The organism is Rhodovulum tesquicola, from assembly GCF_024128855.1.
Classification (GTDB): domain Bacteria; phylum Pseudomonadota; class Alphaproteobacteria; order Rhodobacterales; family Rhodobacteraceae; genus Rhodovulum; species Rhodovulum tesquicola.
In genome coordinates, this window is sequence record NZ_JAMYDV010000036.1 from 1 (window position 1) to 15,233 (window position 15,233).

Annotated in this window: 13 protein-coding genes and 5 pseudogenes; 13 read left to right on the forward strand and 5 right to left on the reverse strand. The window is 63.4% G+C overall.

The features are described 5' to 3' along the window. Positions 1-499 (reverse strand): annotated as a pseudogene (locus tag NHN26_RS16645) (transposase domain-containing protein); the annotation flags it as partial. Between the two features lie 372 nt (positions 500-871). Here NHN26_RS16645 and NHN26_RS16650 point away from each other — a divergent pair. The 8 genes and pseudogenes from NHN26_RS16650 to NHN26_RS16685 form a co-directional block, all read left to right on the forward strand. After that, positions 872-2,355 (forward strand): annotated as a pseudogene (locus NHN26_RS16650) (IS3 family transposase); the annotation flags it as partial. Between the two features lie 197 nt (positions 2,356-2,552). Beyond that, positions 2,553-2,837 (forward strand): hypothetical protein, encoded by a 285-nt coding sequence (locus tag NHN26_RS16655; protein WP_253090453.1) that lies wholly within the window; start codon positions 2,553-2,555, stop codon positions 2,835-2,837. A gap of 76 nt (positions 2,838-2,913) precedes the next feature. Beyond that, a complete protein-coding gene (locus NHN26_RS16660; RefSeq protein ID WP_253090454.1) occupies positions 2,914-3,591 on the forward strand; it encodes an XRE family transcriptional regulator in 678 nt (225 codons plus the stop codon). A gap of 1 nt (position 3,592) precedes the next feature. Continuing rightward, positions 3,593-4,324 (forward strand): hypothetical protein, encoded by a 732-nt coding sequence (locus NHN26_RS16665; RefSeq protein ID WP_253090455.1) that lies wholly within the window; start codon positions 3,593-3,595, stop codon positions 4,322-4,324. A 546-nt stretch (positions 4,325-4,870) separates the two neighbouring features. After that, entirely contained in the window at positions 4,871-6,202 is a 1,332-nt protein-coding gene (locus NHN26_RS16670; RefSeq protein ID WP_253090456.1) for an ImmA/IrrE family metallo-endopeptidase, read from the forward strand. A 197-nt stretch (positions 6,203-6,399) separates the two neighbouring features. Next, the gene (locus NHN26_RS16675; RefSeq protein WP_253090457.1) at positions 6,400-6,618 is read left to right on the forward strand and encodes a hypothetical protein; all 219 of its coding nucleotides are present in this window, start codon (positions 6,400-6,402) and stop codon (positions 6,616-6,618) included. Next, on the forward strand, positions 6,615-7,115 hold the full coding sequence (locus tag NHN26_RS16680) for a DUF2924 domain-containing protein (protein WP_253090458.1): 501 nt from the start codon (positions 6,615-6,617) through the stop codon (positions 7,113-7,115). Before NHN26_RS16675 ends, NHN26_RS16680 begins: the two co-directional genes overlap by 4 nt. Further along, a pseudogene (locus tag NHN26_RS16685) lies at positions 7,112-7,474 on the forward strand (recombinase family protein); the annotation flags it as partial. The gene NHN26_RS16680 and the pseudogene NHN26_RS16685, both read left to right, overlap by 4 nt. Here NHN26_RS16685 and NHN26_RS17715 read toward each other — a convergent pair. Both NHN26_RS17715 and NHN26_RS16690 read right to left on the reverse strand, forming a co-directional pair. After that, positions 7,462-7,566 (reverse strand): annotated as a pseudogene (locus NHN26_RS17715) (protein NO VEIN domain-containing protein); the annotation flags it as partial. The pseudogenes NHN26_RS16685 and NHN26_RS17715 sit on opposite strands and share 13 nt — an antisense overlap. Before the next feature lie 498 nt (positions 7,567-8,064). After that, positions 8,065-8,856, reverse strand: a complete 792-nt coding sequence (locus NHN26_RS16690; protein WP_253090459.1) for a potassium channel family protein — start codon at positions 8,854-8,856, stop codon at positions 8,065-8,067. 171 nt (positions 8,857-9,027) lie between these two features. Here NHN26_RS16690 and NHN26_RS16695 point away from each other — a divergent pair, with 171 nt between their 5' ends. Next, a complete protein-coding gene (locus NHN26_RS16695) occupies positions 9,028-9,327 on the forward strand; it encodes a hypothetical protein (RefSeq protein ID WP_253090460.1) in 300 nt (99 codons plus the stop codon). 51 nt (positions 9,328-9,378) lie between these two features. Here NHN26_RS16695 and NHN26_RS16700 read toward each other — a convergent pair whose 3' ends face one another. Beyond that, complete coding sequence (locus tag NHN26_RS16700; protein ID WP_253090461.1) at positions 9,379-10,419, reverse strand: DUF21 domain-containing protein; 1,041 nt, start codon at positions 10,417-10,419, stop codon at positions 9,379-9,381. 366 nt (positions 10,420-10,785) lie between these two features. Between NHN26_RS16700 and NHN26_RS16705 the strand changes: the two genes are divergently transcribed. From NHN26_RS16705 to NHN26_RS16720, 4 genes and pseudogenes are all read left to right on the forward strand, one after another. Beyond that, positions 10,786-11,754: a DUF6635 family protein gene (locus NHN26_RS16705; protein ID WP_354595946.1), complete on the forward strand. Its 969-nt coding sequence runs from the start codon at positions 10,786-10,788 to the stop codon at positions 11,752-11,754. A gap of 97 nt (positions 11,755-11,851) precedes the next feature. Next, positions 11,852-13,135: a hemolysin family protein gene (locus NHN26_RS16710; protein WP_253090463.1), complete on the forward strand. Its 1,284-nt coding sequence runs from the start codon at positions 11,852-11,854 to the stop codon at positions 13,133-13,135. Between the two features lie 99 nt (positions 13,136-13,234). After that, entirely contained in the window at positions 13,235-13,738 is a 504-nt protein-coding gene (locus tag NHN26_RS16715; protein WP_253090464.1) for a DUF2076 domain-containing protein, read from the forward strand. Positions 13,739-13,909: 171 nt separating this feature from the next. After that, positions 13,910-14,803, forward strand: a pseudogene (locus NHN26_RS16720) (IS256 family transposase); the annotation flags it as partial. Between the two features lie 30 nt (positions 14,804-14,833). Here NHN26_RS16720 and NHN26_RS16725 read toward each other — a convergent pair. Continuing rightward, positions 14,834-15,233, reverse strand: a 400-nt coding sequence (locus tag NHN26_RS16725) for an IS3 family transposase (protein ID WP_253090465.1), incomplete at its 5' end; no start/stop codon positions are given.

Here is a 15,233-nt window from a genome sequence, read left to right on the forward strand (position 1 = left end):
CGCGCGCCAGGATCTGGCTCTGGCGATACAAGGGCAGATGGTCCGCGTATTTGCTGACCAGCACATGAGCGATGAACGCCTCGGTCGGCAGCCCGCCCTCGATCAGCCGCGCCGGCGCGGGCGCCTGTGTCACGCCGTCAGTGCAGACACGGCAGGCGTATTTCGGGCGGATGGTCTCGATGATCCGGTGCTGGGCGGGGATGATGTCGATGCGGGTGCTGCGATCCTCGCCGATTTTATGCATCAGGCCGCAGCCGCAGGGGCATTCGAGGCTGTCGGGTTCGATCACCTCTTCGATGCGCGGCAGGCTGTCGGGCAGATCCCGGCTCTTGCGTTTGGCCTTCGCCCGTTTTTGCCGGGGGCTGTCGTCGTCGGAAGCCTCTGCCTGCTTCTGTTCCTCGACCTCGGCCAGCGCGGTCTCGAGCTCTTCGAAAGCCAGCTGACGTTCGTCCTCGCTCAGCTTCTCCGATTTCTTGCCATGCAGCGCCTGGTTCAGTTCGCCTTCCCGCTCTGCCAGGGCTCGCTGCGACCCGCCGCCTCGTGCAGCGCGCGCACGACCTGCGCCTGGATCGCACCCAGCCGGAAGTGCTGACCGTTGCAGCGGACATCCTGGTAGTCGGCGGAGGCATGGAACGCGCCGGGTCGTGGGCCGGCAGCCGCTCCGGCAAATCCCGTCTCGGCCTCGAAGCGGTCACGCTCTTCGCGCCTAAGGAAAAGATCGCGCTGGCGCACGGTGATGTGCTCGGGCGTCCCCCGCCCTGTCAGGGATGTTGCCGTTGGGTTTCAGAAGTAGATGATGGCTTGAGGCGGGCGGAGGACAGGACGAACGGTGGCGTACTCGAGCGAGCGGAAGGCATCGGTGATCGCGAAGATGCTTCCACCCCATAACATGCCTCTCCAGCGGTTGTCGCAGGAGGAGGGTATATCGATCGGCACGCTGTCGCGGTGGCGGGCTGAGGCCCGGGCGCGCGGCCAGCTTCTCCCCGATGGCCAGGCCGGGCCCGAGGGGTGGACGGCGCGGGACAAGTTCGCCGCGGTGATCGAGACCGCGGCAATGAACGAGGCGGAGCTGTCGGAATACTGTCGCAGCAGGGGCCTGTACCCTGAGCAGATCCGGGTCTGGCGTGAGGCTTGCGAGCGGGCCAACGACTGGGACCGTGCGGCCTCGCGACAGATCGCGCGGGAGACGAAGGACGCGCAGCAGCGCATCCGGGATCTGGAGCGGGAACTTGCACGTAAGGAGAAGGCGCTGGCCGAGGCAGCCGCGTTGATGGTGCTGAGAAAAAAAGCGCATGCGATCTGGGGCCCAAGGGAGGGCGGGGACGAATGACCCCAGCCTCGGATCGCAAGGAGATCGTTGCCCTCGTCGAGGAGGCCATGGCTGCCGGGGCGCGTCAGGACGCCGCCTGCGCCGAGCTTGGCCTCGATGCCCGCACCCTGCAGCGCTGGAAAACCCCGGAGGGCGCGGTGCGCGAAGATCGCCGCCCCCTGGCCGAGCGCCCCGTCCCGGCCAACCGGCTGACCGAGGCGGAGCGTGACCAGATCGTGGACACCTGCAACGCGCCCCAGTTCGCGAGCCTGCCCCCGAGCCAGATCGTGCCGAAGCTGGCGGACGAAGGCGTGTACATCGCCTCGGAGTCGAGCTTCTACAGGGTGTTGCGCGAACGGGGCCAGAACCACCGCCGTGGCCGCGCCCGCAAGCCTGGCCGGTCACGGCCACCGGCAAGCTTCCAGGCGAAGGCGCCGTGCGAGGTCTGGAGCTGGGACATCACCTGGCTGCCAGGGCCGGTGCTGGGCATGTTCTTCTACCTCTACCTCATCGTCGACATCTTCAGCCGCAAGATCACCGGCTGGGAGGTCCACGCGCGCGAGAGCGGGGAACTCGCGGCCGGCCTGCTGGAGCGTGCGGTCTGGGCGGAGGGGTGCATCATCAACCCGCTGATCCTGCACGCCGACAACGGCAGCCCAATGAAGGGCGCGACGATGAAGGTGACCATGGAGCGCCTCGGCGTCACCCCCTCCTTCAGCCGACCGCGGGTGTCGAACGACAATCCCTTTTCCGAGGCCCTGTTCCGGACCTGCAAATATGTCCCGACCTGGCCCGCCAAGGGGTTCGCCTCGATCGACGAGGCCCGCGCTTGGGTGATGGAGTTCGTGAACTGGTACAACACCCAGCACCAGCACAGCGCGATCCGCTTCGTCACCCCCGACCAGCGCCATCGCGGTGAGGACAAAGCCCTCCTCGCCAACCGCCACGACGTCTACCAGGCCGCGCGCGGAAAGCACCCCGCGCGATGGTCAGGCCGGACGCGCAACTGGCAACCCATCGGCCCCGTCTGGCTCAACCCCGAACGGCACGACACACAGCGCGGAGGCCATGGGGGCGCCGACGCGCTCCCCCACAAAGCTGGCGGCGGCGCCCCCATGGCCGGCCAGGAACAGCGCGCAGCATGAACCAGTCCCAAGCGGCAACTCCCTTGACGAACACCGGTCCCCGTCAGGTAACCATAGTCGGCCTTGTGCGAGCGGAAGCGGCTGAGCTTCACCTCGCCATGACGGAACAGCTGGAAGACGTCATGCGCGTGGAGATCCAGGAGCCCGTTGAACGGGCCGCGCTCGAAGGGCACGGAGAATCGCTCCCCCTCGGGCGTCTCCTCGTAATCGCCGAGCTCCACGGCGAGGTTGAACACCCGGATCGACAGCCGCAGCTGGTCGTTCTCGGCGAGGTAGACGAGGTCCGCCTCGGACATGGACCAGCGCTCGAGGATCTCCGGCAGGGTGAAATACGACTTCTCGATCTCCATCCGGACCCCCGATTCCCATGTGCGATTGTTTAGGTTTTGTTCTAATCGCTTGACGGGTCCGCATCAATCCTGTTTTATCCTATTTCATCCACATACCCTTGGGGAAAACATGACCGAGCAGCACACCCTGGCCGACCGCCTGCGGGCCCGCGCCCATCAGCTCGGCCTGACGCCCGCCCATGTCGCCGAGATGGCCGGCGTGCACCGCTCCTTCGTCTACGACATCCTGCGCGGCCGCTCCGCCCGCCCCGGCCTCGACCGGTTGGCCGAGGTCGCGCGCGTGCTGAAGGTGGACCGCGACTGGCTGATCCACGGCATCGGCGAGGTCGAGGGCACGCCCCCTTTCGTGGACAACCCCGACGACGCCTTCGTGGCCATCGCTCACGCCACGCCTCGGCCCTCGATGGGCGGCGGTGCGGTGGTGACCGAAGATGGCGATACGCCCGGCCGTGTCTATCACTTCCGCCAGTCGTGGATCCGCCACAAGCTTAAGGCCAGCCCGTCTCAACTGCGCATCATGCACGTGGAGGGCGACAGCATGGCGCCGACGCTGCTGAGCGGTGACGCAGTGCTGGTCGACATGACCCGCCGCGCGCCCAACCCGCCCGGCATCTTCGTGCTGGACGACGGGATGGGGCTGGTGGCCAAGCGGCTCGAGCACATCCCGAACAGCGACCCGCCCGCGGTGCGCGTCATCTCCGACAACAAGCACTACCCCGAATATGAGCGAACGGCCGGCGAGATCCACATCGTCGGCCGCATCCGTTGGTTCGCGCGGGAGATCTGAGGTGATCGCGTTCCGGGAGATCAACGATACCGATACGGCGCTGGCGCATTCGCCGCTGGTACGCGGGGTCGAAAAGACCTTTGCCTGGATCGGCGAGCATGGCGGCATCCCCCTGACGCCCTCCAAGGCGTTCAAGCGCGTGTTCGTGCACTGGGCCGCGGCCGAGTTCGACTGGCCGGGCCACACCGAGGCGGACCTCTTCGCCGTCAACAAGGTCCTGAACGAGCCGGACTTCGCCCCGCTCATGGTGCTGCACGACCTGATGATCGCGATGAAGCTCGGGCGGCATTACAAGGGCGAGTTCCGTCTGACCAAGGCCGGCCAGGCGCTCGTTGGCTATCCCGGCCGGATCTTCGGCACGGTCGTCCCGTTCTTTCTGTTCCGCATCAACCACGCCAGCATGTCGCGCTTCGACGACGCTCCGCTCCTTGGCAATTGGGACGTGTTCCTGAACGTGCTGAACATCGAGACCGAGGATGGTGCGACCGGCGCCTACCTCCGCCGCGTGCTCTTCGGCGAGCCCGAGACGGGACCGCTCCCGCGCTATGACGAGGTGATGGGCCAGCTTTACATCCAGGTGCTGCGCCCTCTGTGCTGGGCGGGCTTGTTGCAGCAGGAGCGCGGAGCGGCCAGCCACCGGTTCGAGGAGGCCATGTTCATGAAGACACCGCTGTGGCGGGCGACGCTGCGGCTGGAGACGGATGGGATCGTCGGGAGGGCGACGCTGCATTGAGGTGCCGACGATGATAACTCAATGACAATGAGGCACGAACTCGCTTCAACAGGAGCAATAGTATCGACGTGCTCAGCATTCTCGCATACAAGACCTGCGGCATGCTTAGTGCTTTGAAGGGGCATCCATCATGAGGCGGTACCAAAAATACAACCTGAAACGGCGCCTTTCTGCTCCAGGCAGTCTTAACCCACAGACGCTGGAAGAGCTAGCCAAAGCCGTAGTCTATACTGGAAATCCTGAGCACAAGCGCAACCCGGGCGACTTTGGCCTTACCCCTCCCGCCCAGCCCCGCAGGGGAAAAACACTCTGCGACACCGCTTCCATTTTTCGGCGAGATGACGCAATCAAGTATCTACGGCAAGGAATTTTAAACGGCTCTGTGAGCGAGCAATTCATTGGTGGATGGCCGAAGATAATTTGGGCGGTTACTGAATCTGGGATTCCTCTTGAAGCTCAAAGAGACGGAGAAGGAAGTTATCACGGGTACCCCATGCCACCGGAAGATCCTATGGCGGCCGAAGTAAAGAGAGCCTGGGGTCTCTGATGACAAAATTCACCATCACTCATGAGTGGAGCTCTTACAAGGACGTACAGCCGGAGGTTGGTGAAACCACGGCTCGTGTCGGCATTTATCTTAATGGCTATTGCCTTACCAGAAACGAAGATATCTGGTCGAAGACAATTCGCGAGCACATGCACGTTTCACTTTATCCTCTCGCCATGTGGTTTGCTTCTTCGTGGTGGCGCTTACATTATGAAATCTTGCCAGACACGGCGAGCGCCATACCCTCTCATGAATGGAGGATGAGCCATGAGATGGCGGCGGCAAACATGGGCTTCATTTGGCCTCAGATCGTATTCTCCGCTGACAGTGATGCTATCCAAATTTGGGCGCAGGCACATCAAGAAGATAGAGAGGATTCCGTTCGGTTCTTGAACGGTCTTAACCATGCCCACTACGTCACAAAGGATCATTTCTCGAACGAGATATCTTCCCTCATTGAAAGCGTCATTGCCCGGCTCCACGAAGTCGGTTGTGCCAAATCGGACCTGTCAACGATTTGGGGCTTTATATTGGAAGATCTCAATATTCCAGACGAACTCAGGAAGCGACGATTAGAGGCTTCACTTGGGTTTGACCCTGAATACTGCCCTGATGAATTAATGGGCTATGCAATAGAGCTCGAAGATCGGATCGGAGCGGCGGCGTTCTCCGAATTGTCCGGCGCCTACGCTCTAGAGGCAAATAATCGTATCGGTGCGATGCAGGATCTCACTCTTGTAGATGGCATAGAGGGGGCACCTGACGCTCTACTGAATGTGAACATCAATGAAGCCGCCGCGCAGCCCTGGGAAATTGCTGTCTCTGCCGCACGTGACTTGAGACGAAGACTTGGAAAAGATCGCGGAGCAATGGACAACAAAACTCTGCGAGGCCTTTTGGGATTGTCGACGGGACAACTCGAAAGCTGGACTCCGACGGGTCGCCCGAAGGCGTCGATCGCCGGACCGAAGGGCGATAGTAAGATGAAATTTGTTCCGCGAAAGACACACCCCGTCGCTCAGCGATTTGAGCTAGCAAGGTTCATCGGTGATTATGTGCGCTCCATTGGGCAGGCTCCGCATTCTTGGCTTGTAGCCGCTGATCTATCAACTGCTCGACAGAAGTTTCAAAGGGCTTTCGCTGCCGAGTTTCTCTGCCCAATCGCTTCTTTGGTAGAGTATCTTGGCAGCGACTTCTCGGAGACCGCAATAGAGGATGCAGCCAACCACTTCTCCGTCAGCGAAAAGACTGTGGATGCTCTCCTCATGAACAATGGCTATCTGCCTAGATTCGCGCCTGACACCGGCATGCCCTACAGCTTGACGGGTTGAAGGGCTTCCCGCGCTGTGAAGCGAAGATGCGCTCGGATCCTTTCGGAAGCTTGGCTATCGGTCTCCACTAGCGCACATCGCGAGCACCATCTGCTTCGCTCCGTTTCGCGCAGCCACGACAACTCTCTGTTTTAACTTGAATTCTCTCGCCGCGACCGGCGATCACGGAGCAAACCGCCTCAGGAGGTTCGCTCCCCATGCAAGACGACATCGCCTTCGCGCCGCCTGCCGAGACGCTCACGACTGATGAGCGGCTGGCGGAGCTGGCCGCCATCCTCGCCAGCGCCATCTTGCGCACCAACCCACTGGAAATGAACGAGAATTCCCCACTCGGCGGAGACAGTTCGCTGGACATTCTCGCCCTCAGACGCCGTCGTCGGAGACAGGTACAAAACCGAGTTGGAGACGACGCATGAAGAAAAATACAAGGAAATCAGCAGCAAAGGCCGCGCTCGCGCGCCAGCCAGAGGGGATCGACGTCGTGGCCGAGCTGGCGGCGCTGAAGGCGATGACGGTGCCCGAGTTGCAGGCCAAATGGCGGGTCATGTTCGGCGAGCCCGCGCCGAACGCCAGCCGGGGGAACCTGGAGCTGCGGATCGGCTACCGCATCCAGGAACTGGCCCATGGCGGGATCAAGCCCGCGACGCGGCGCACGCTGAACTCGCTGGCGGCCGAGGTCGCATCCGGCGCGCCGGGCCCGCTGATCGCGGACCCCCGCCGCCCGATCCCCGGCACCAAACTGGTGCGCGAGTGGCAGGGCGAGGAACAGGTCGTCACCGTGCTGACCGACGGCTTCGAATGGCAGGGGCGGCGCTTCAAGTCGCTCTCGGCAGCGGTGCGCGCGATCACGGGAAGCCACTGGAACGGGTGGAAGTTCTTCGGGCTGGCCCATGGTGCGGAGGCCCGCCCATGAGCCGCACCAAGCCCGACCCCGTCCGCCGCCTGCGCTGCGCCATCTACACCCGAAAGTCGAGCGAGGAAGGGCTCGACATGGAGTTCAACAGCCTCGACGCCCAGCGCGAGGCCTGCGAGGCCTACATCGCCTCGCAGCGCGCCGAGGGCTGGGTGGCGCTGCGCGACCGCTACGACGACGGCGGCTTTTCCGGCGGCACGCTGGATCGACCCGCGCTGGCGCAGCTGATCACCGACATCGAGGCCGGGCTGATCGACGTGGTCGTGGTCTACAAGATCGACCGCCTCAGCCGCGCGCTGATGGATTTCTCGAAGCTGGTCGAGATCTTCGACCGCCACGGCGTGACCTTTGTCTCGGTCAGGGGTTTCCCCGCGAGATCATCGACCAGCATCGCGAAGTAATCCGCGACGATCAGATCGTTCTCTTCGTCCGTCCAGGGCCCGTTCGCCATTGCGCCAGGCTACGGACGGGAAGTCCTTTTGTCATCAGGGCTTTCCAGCTTGCACCCGGCAAATCACCGTCATCGCTACGCGCCATTCGGCCAGCACAACCAGCGGCTGCGCCTCCCGTGCGTTGCGGTTCCGTTCCCCTCGAAGGCGATGGAAACAGGGGGCGAAGTTTTGGCGGGGTTGGAACTCAGGCTGTTGGAAAGAAGACGAAAAATCCGACCGAACCGAATTCGGCGGGGTTCGCCCGAACAGAGATGGAGAGCCGTTCAGAGCCCGAAACAGGCCTGGCGCACAGTCTCAGAGGTTCGCATTGGGGTGGCAAAGCCCTTTGAAAACACGACTATTTCCGCGCCGCTATGGGCGCCTCTCCGTGTTCGCAACGGGGATGATGGCGGAGGGGATGGGCCTGACATCCAACCTTCTCCACCTTAAGTCATTGATATAGAATAATAAAAATTCCACACCTACGGCCGCGCAGTGGCAGTCCGGCAATGACGCCATCACCTGATTGCAGACCCTCGCAACTCCTCACGCAACGCCGCGATCTCCTCGCGCAGGGCCGAGATTTCGCGGGAACCGGCGACATCGCTGTCCGGCGCCGCAGCTTCCTGGCCGATGAAGAAGGTGGCTAGGCTAGCGGCGATATAGCCGAAGATCGCGAGGCCGTAGATCGACAGGAGCAGCGCGAGCACCCGGCCCTCGGGCGTCAGGGGCCAGAAATCTGATCCGGTCGTCGTCACGAGCATCGCCGTCCACCACAGCGCATCGGCATAGCCGGAGAAGCCGCCGATGACGTCGCGTTCGGGTTCGAAGGCCAGCATTCCACCAGCGCCCAGCAAGATTACCACCGCCGTCGTGGCCAGAACATAGCCAAGCCCACGGCGGTCGAAACTTTTCTGCAACGCACTGAAACCGCGATTGGCGGTGCCGACGATCCTGACGAGCCGCAGCCCGCGGCTCAGGCGCAACAGGCGCAAGGCACGGAGGAACCGGAATGCGGGCGCGATGAGGGCGATGATCGTGATCGGGTTGCGTCGCAGGAACTTGATCTTGCGCGGCGCGAGGGCGAAGCGCAGCAGGAACTCGATGATGAAGATGATCCAGATGATCGTCCCGAGCAGTTCGAACACGCCCGAGGTCGTCCAGACGAGTTCGACGATGACGAGGCTGAGCCAGATGAAGGACAGAACCAACATCGGTCGCTCGAGCCAGTCCTCGAGCTGCGTCAGCACCTCCCAGCGCTCGCGTTCTTCTTCCGGCGCATCGGATTGCGGGTCGGGGGCCTCGTTCATGGGTCTCTCCTTTTGAAATGGCAAAAATCCTTGAAAGTCTGAGCACGTTCCGGATCGGATACCATCCGGACAGAGTCAGGTGTCGCCTCAGGCCAGATGCCATTCTATTTGCGGCAGCGTGATGCTGCATTGCGATTGTGCCGCCTCGGCCGTCGTTGCAAGGTCCGCCTCATGACGAAACTGCTTGCCCTCTGGTCCGGCGACCTTGCTCTGAACGAAGCCTTCTGGACCTGGACGGTGACGGTGGGTCTGCTGGTCAATATCGCGACCAGCATCCTGTTTCTGGTGCTGATCCTGCAGGACCAGCCGCTGGCCGCCGTGCTGGTCGGCTACGGTTTCTCGGTGCCATACAACATCGTTGCGACCGTCGGGGTCTGGCGGTCGGCCGCGCGCTACGGCGGTCCCTCGCTCCACGTGGATCTGGCACGCATCGTGACCGTCATCCTGATGGCGGGCCTGACGCTTACGTGACGCGTGCGTCTTGTCGCAACCCGAAGTTCATCCCGTCGTACGTTTCGACGCTCAGGGACTGGGCGCATCCATGGCCGCAACCTTGTCATGCTCGCCCATGCCGCTCAGCAGGCATCTGAGGACATCCGATCCGGTGATCATCCGCTTCACCCCCGGCGACCAGAGCAACATGACCGTCTCGTCATGGCCGGCGTCCTTGGCGCGCAGCGTGGCAAGGATGCCGAGGGCCTTGTCGAGGGTTTCCGTCGGTCTGGTGACAACTGCCGGGCGATGGCAGTAGTCGCCGAGTGCGACATCGCTCCCGAGGACCAGAAAGTCCCGCAGAAAGGCATTCGCATTCAGCAGGAGGCGCGGCTGCGCGTCGTCATCGGTAAGAACGATCCACTTCTGCCGCGATGCGGCCAGCTTGCGGATGAAGGGATCGTCCTGCGCGCGCTCGAGTGCAGGGAAGAGCGCGCGATCCTCCTTGAAGGGCAGTTGCACGATGCTTTCGGGATCGAGCGGTTTGCCCTGATCCTGAATGACGAGGTCGTCGAGCGCGAGGAAGTTGATCGCCCCGATCGCCTCCACGCGCCCCACCTCGCTGTCGTCATGCACGGCGTGGTAGCGCAGGATGTTGTGCAGTTCGCGTTCGCGGAACCAGGGAACGCTTTCGGTGCCGACCCATGCGTCCAGCAGAAGTGCCGTGGGCTTTGCGAGTGGCCAGAGCAGGATACGGTATACCTTCAGGACCGGCGCGAAGATCGCGACTGCCCGTAGTGCATTTCGGGAGAAATAGGCCTGGGGCCCGATCTCGCCCAACGCGGTGATGACCACGGTGGAAAAGAGAAAGGCAAGCACCCCCGCCATCACGGAATCCGCCAGCATGGTCAGAAGCACGTTAATGGCGACATTGCCCATGAGGATCGTGACAAGGGTGAAGTTCGCATCGCGCCTCAGCTCGAGGGCGCTTGCGGCGGTCTTGTCGCCTGCCGCGGCCGCCGCCTCGAGCCGGAGGCGGCTGAGGCTGAAGACGGCGATGTTCGACCCGGAGAACAGGGCCGATTGCGAGACGCAGAAAGCGATCCCCAACCAGATCAGCGCGTCGTTCATGGGATCTCCTTTGGCTTCAAGGTGGACCGAGGGGCCTCGCCATTGGTCCCGGCGGCAAGATGAAATAAGTGTGGGATGCCTCTGACAACGGTTGTTTTCGCAGAAATTCTGCGGGTGCTGTTGAGTACCCCCATTGCACCGTTGCCCCCATCCTAGCCGGTGCTGCCTACGAAGTATCGGGCCGCGTTCCCTTTCAGACTGACACAATAGGACAGCCCGGAAAGAATCCTCGTCAGCACTCTTGCAGCAACGCTATCCAGCAAACAGTTCTTTCAGTCTGCTTGGAAAATCGATGTCTTGCCGGTCAAGAGGCGGGACACGTTCCGGCGAGACTACGATCAGGAAGGGAAACGGTGGGTCACCATCATGGTCTCATCATCGACACGCGCACAGACAGCCGATGACACCGGCAGATCGGGCGGCCTTGGATACTTCAAGGATCGCCGGGCAAAGGTGGACGGGTTCGTGGCGCGGCATTTCACCTGGCCCGGGACGCTTCGTCTTCATGGCGCGGCCCTCGGATGGGACATCCTGCGAGCGCCTGTCAACGTCGCCCTGTCGCCGTTCCTCGTGCTGACCCGCATCGCCGCGTATCTCTGTCGCCGCGTGGGCTGGCGAGGCGCCGCAGACTGGCTGTCCCGTCGGCGGATCCTGTTGCGCACCTCCGTCGCACGGCGGGTCGAGGTGCTCATCGTGACCGATCTCCTGGACCTGCCCCTCGACGAGGGGGCTGCGGCCCGCGATCCATCCGCCTTGGCGCGCGCCGTCCTGGCGGCGCCGCAGTTTCGCGAGATGATCCGCACGCGCGCGAGCACCGCCGAGGCTGAAGCCCTTGGCGAGCGGATCGCAGGTGCTCTTGGCGAGTATGCGGGCACCCGTTCCGCAGTCGCGGAGATGACCACGACGCTGTGCGTCCTTGTCGTCGGTGCCTTGGCCTTTCAGGCGCTGACACCGGGCATGATCTCGATGGCGCCGGGCGTCGCGGATGCCATGGCCCGCACCAACGCAATCGCATCGTTCCCGCTGGGCCAGACCCTCGGTGGGATGTGGTACGGCGTGTTCGCGGTGGATGCCTCTCCATGGCTGGTAGCGGCTACAGTGGCGGGGCTGGTCATGCTCGGCTCGGTCGTCGCCGCCTTCGCGGGCGTGCTTGCCGACCCCGTGCAAAGCCGTCTCGGCATCCATCGCCGCCGCCTGGGACGCCTTCTGGATACGGTGGAGGAGGAGTTTCTCGGGCGCGGCGACAAACCCTTCGTTGCGCGCGAACATTTCTTTGCCCGGATACTGGATCTGTGGGACGCCGTTTCAAGCGCATTCCGCATCTTCAGGAACTGACAAACTGAACACAGTGTGACCCATGGTCGCCAGATGCGCGACCATATAGAACGTCGACAAAATCAATGGCCGGACTATCCGGCAAGAGTTGGAGAAAATGTACCTCGAGATTGCAATTGTCATTCTGCTGACGCTGATCAACGGCCTTCTGGCGATGTCTGAACTGGCCATTGTCTCCGCCCGGCCCGCGCGGCTGAAACTGCTGGCCGACAAGGGCAGCAAGGGGGCCGCGACGGCCATGCGGCTGGCCGAGGATCCCGGCCGGTTCCTGTCCAGCGTCCAGATCGGCATCACGCTGGTCGGCATTCTGGCGGGCGCCTTCTCCGGCGCGACGCTGGGCGCGCGTCTGGCCGCAAGCCTGATCGACGCCGGCATGCCGTCCGCATTTGCGCAGCCGGTCGGCGTGGGATCTGTGGTGGTGGCGATCACCTATCTGTCGCTGATCGTGGGCGAACTGGTGCCGAAGCAGATCGCCCTGCGCGCGCCGGAACAGGTCGCAGCACGGGTTGCCCCGATGATGCGGATCATCGCCCGCATAGCTGCTCCTCTGATCTGGGTGCTGGACCGGTCGGGCAAGCTGGTCCTGGCGCTGCTGGGGCAATCAGGCAGCCAGTCGCGCGGGGTCAGCGACGAGGAGGTGCGCCTCATTATCGCAGAAGCCGAGAGCTCGGGCGCCATGAACCGTGCCGAAACCCAGATGATCGCGGGGGTGATGCGGGTCGCCGACCGGACGGCGCGTGGACTGATGACAGCCCGGCACGAAGTGGAGACGCTCGATGCCAGCAGCGACAAGGCGGAGCTCCTGCAGCGTCTGCATGACCTCAGTCGGTCCCGATTGCCGGTCTGGGAGGGGGAAGTCGACAACATCATCGGCGTTTTGACCACTCGCGACATCCTCGCGCCCGCGCTGATGGACGAGCCGTTCGATCTGCGTGCCCTGCTGCGCGAAGCACCCGTGGTCCGGGACGGGCAAAGCGCGCTGGAAGTCGTGGATCGCCTCAGAACCGCACCGGCGCACATGGTGCTGGTCTATGACGAGTATGGGCATTTCGAGGGGATCATCACGCCGATGGACGTGCTCGAAGCCATCGCAGGCGAGTTTCCGGACAACGTCACGGACGAGCCCAAGGTCGTGACGCGGGCGGATGGATCCTACCTGATCGCGGGCTGGATGCCGGTGGATGAGTTCGCCGACCTGCTCTCGTTGGAGATCGACGAGGATCGCGACTTCGAGACGGTCGCGGGACTGGTTCTCGACGAGATCGGACATCTGCCGGAGGTCGGACAGCGTCTGGAACTGCAGGGCTGGACCGTCGAGGTCGTCGATCTGGACGGGCGGCGGATCGACAAGCTTCTGGTTCAGAAAACTTCAGGTCGGTAACGGCGTCGTAATTCGATCGTTGCCGACATGACCGAAGGAAACAAATTGATCCGCGTCGAGACGACGTTTGGCAAGAAACCATAGAAAAAGGAGTTGCACATGGACACGAACGACCGCCAAGCCATTACCGGGCTTTTCGAGAAACTTGCCCAGGTCGCGCGTCAGGCCCCCGACCGTGACGCCGAGGCCGAGCGCTTCATCGGCGAGTCCATCGCGCGCCAGCCGGGCGCACCCTACTACATGGCACAGACCGTTGTCGTACAGGAGCATGCGCTGAATGCAGCGCAATCCCGGATCGAAGAGCTCGAGGCCGAACTTGCCGACGCTCGTACTTCGCCGCAAGGCGGCGGCTTCCTTTCGGGACTCTTCGGGGGCGGCACCGCGCCCCGGCGTCCCGCACGAGGGCCGCAGCCGATGCCCCAAGGGGCCCCGGGCGGATTTCTCGCTGGCGCCGGACAGACCGCGATGGGGGTCGCGGGCGGCATGCTTCTGGCGAATGCCTTGGCGGGCATGTTTGGGGGCGAGGCAGAGGCTGCCGAAGCCCCAGCCGAAGCCGAGTCCGACTTGGGTGATGCGGGTTTCGAGGACGATAGCGACTGGTGAGCCATACCTGACCTTGTATCCGGTCAAGGTCTTGATACGCTTGAGATGAGACCATGCGCCGACGGTCCCGCGGTCGTGTCTCGGAAGTGGTGGAAATTTGAAGGCGGCGTAATCTCCGGGTGAACGTCCACCCACCCAACCGGCGGCGCCAACCGCCAGGGAGATCACGCCATGAACGATACTACCGAGACCTCGCCCGCAGCGCTACTGGCCGAGGACGCCTACGACCCGATCGAGGAGCGCCTGCGGGCGAACGTGCGCACCACGATCGAGGCGTTGTTCGAGGAAGAACTCGCGGCCTTGCTGGGCCGGATGCGCTACGGCCGCGGCGATGGCGATGCCGCGAAAGGCTATCGCCACGGGCACCGCGAACGCCAGATCACCGGCACTTTCGGCACCGAGACGGTGCGCGTGCCCCGAGCCCGGATCGAGGACGAAGAGGGCAAGGTCCGGGAATGGCGATCGAAGGCCCTGCCGCGCTACCAGCGGCTCACGAAGAAGGCCGAGGCGCTGATCGCAGCGGTCTACCTCGCCGGCACCAACACCCGCCGCGTCAAGCGGGCGCTGTTCGGGCTGTTCGAGGGCGCCGTGAGCAAGGACGTGGTCAGCCGCGCCTGGCGCAAGGTGAAGGTGGACTGGGAGGCCTGGTGCGCGCGCAGCCTGGCTGAGGAAGACATCGTTCGGCTCATCCTCGACGGCACCGTCATCCGGACCCGGCTGGATCGGAAGGCCACGAACATCTCGGTGCTGGCCGCCATCGGCGTGCGGCGTGATGGGCAGAAGGTGCTGTTGTCCATCAGGAATATGGGAGGCGAGAGCACCTCGGCCTGGCGCCAGTTCCTTGATGACCTCGACGCCCGCGGCCTGAAGCGGCCCGAGTTCGTCATCGTCGATGGCGCGCCCGGTCTCGAAGCCGCTCTCGTGGCGCTCTGGGGCGAGGATCTGCCGATCCAGCGCTGCACGGTTCACAAGCACCGCAACCTGCTGGCGCACGCCCCCAAGCACCTCCACGACGAGCTGACCGCGGATTACCGCGACATGATCTATGCCGGCACCGCCGCCGAGTGGCCTGCTGCCGGTTTCGTGGACAGCAGGTTAAGCTAGCATAGCGCGGGCCTCGAACTCCATGGGGCTGATGTAGCCCAGTTTCGAATGCCGTCTGCGCGGGTTGTAGAAGCGCTCGATGTAGTCGAACACGTCGGCGCGGGCTTCGTCGCGGGTCCGATAGACCTTGCGGTTGGTCCGTTCGGTTTTCAGCGACGAAAGGAAGCTCTCCATCGCAGAATTGTCCCAGACGTTTCCAGCCCGGCTCATGGAGCAGGTGATGCCGTTGTCGGTCAGCAGGCGCTGAAACTGCTCGCTGGTGTATTGCGATCCCTGGTCCGAGTGATGGAGCAGGGCGTCCGCCTTGCCGCGGCGCCAGACGGCCATCATCAGGGCGTCCATGACCAGCGTGGCATCCCTATCGGCCTTCATCGACCAGCCGACCACACGG